This window comes from Streptomyces sp. NPDC006529 (assembly GCF_040611795.1).
Taxonomy (GTDB): Bacteria; Actinomycetota; Actinomycetes; order Streptomycetales; family Streptomycetaceae; genus Streptomyces.
Map to the genome: position 1 here is coordinate 1 of NZ_JBEXPB010000142.1, position 1154 is coordinate 1154.

1 protein-coding gene is annotated in these 1154 nt (G+C 68.3%); it reads right to left on the reverse strand.

Going from position 1 to position 1154, the window contains the following annotated elements:
• Positions 1 to 1100 (reverse strand): condensation domain-containing protein (locus ABZY31_RS31290; protein ID WP_356417089.1); only part of this gene is annotated, 1100 nt, incomplete at its 3' end.
• Between the last annotated feature and the right edge of the window lie 54 nt (positions 1101 to 1154).

The following is a 1154-nucleotide window of genomic DNA, read 5'->3' on the forward strand; positions in this document are numbered from 1 at the left end:
CGCGCCACCCCCGCCAACCGCGCATGGACCTCAGCCGGAACCTCCACCGCCACACCATGCCCACGATGACCCGCCACCGCCGGCCGCACATGATCAAAAGGCAGCCCCAACTCCTCGGGAGCGCCCTCCAGGGCCCCACGCCAATACGCCGCCTGCCTGTTGATCAGAGACTGCTGGTCACGCTCGTCGCCCAGCACCTCACGCTGCCACAGCGCGTAATCGGCGTACTGAACCGCCAACGGCTCCCATGCAGGACCACGCCCGGCGCACCGGGCCGCGTAGGCAGTCGACAGGTCCCGCGCCAGCGGCCCCGACGACCAGCCGTCGCTGGCGATGTGGTGCACCAGCACGACCAACACGTGCTCGCGGGAACCCTCAGAGAACAGCCACGCCCGGATCGGTATCTCCGAAGCGAGATCGAAGACATGACCTGCAGCGCCGGCCACCGCGCTGTCGAGATCCGTCCGGGAAGCCGGCTCTGCCACCGACAGCTGCCACTCGACCTCGTCCGCCGCGAGGATGTGCTGGTACGGCTCGCCATCGACCGTGGGGAAGACCGTGCGCAGCACTTCATGCCTGCCGATCACATCCCGCAGGGCCGCGTCGAGCGCTTGGGCGTCCACACTGCCGGTCAGCCGCAGGACGACCGGGATGTTGTGTGTAGCGCTGGAGCCCTCCAGCTGGCTGATGAACCACAGCCGGCGCTGGGCGTAGGACAAAGGGATCCGCTCGGGCCGGTCCCACTTCGTAAGTTCCGTGCGGGCCAAATCGGCTCCCGCCAGCCTCTGACCGAGTGCCGCGACGGTCGGCGCCTCGAACAATTCACGAAGGGGGACCTCCACACCCAGTACGGTGCGGATCCGGCTCACCAGCCTGATGGCGAGCAGGGAGTGGCCACCTCGGGCAAAGAAGTCATCGTCGACACCGATGCTCTCGACGCCCAGAACCTCGGCGAAGACCGCGCAAAGGATCTCCTCCTGGACGTTGGCCGGACGTCGGCCCGCGCTGTTGCCGCCCATGGCAGGCATTTCCGGGGCGGGCAGGGCCTTGCGGTCCAGCTTCCCGTTCACCGACAGCGGCAGCGCCTCCAGCACCACCACAGCCGACGGAACCATATACGCCGGCAGCCGCCCGGCAACGAAGTCCCGAACCGA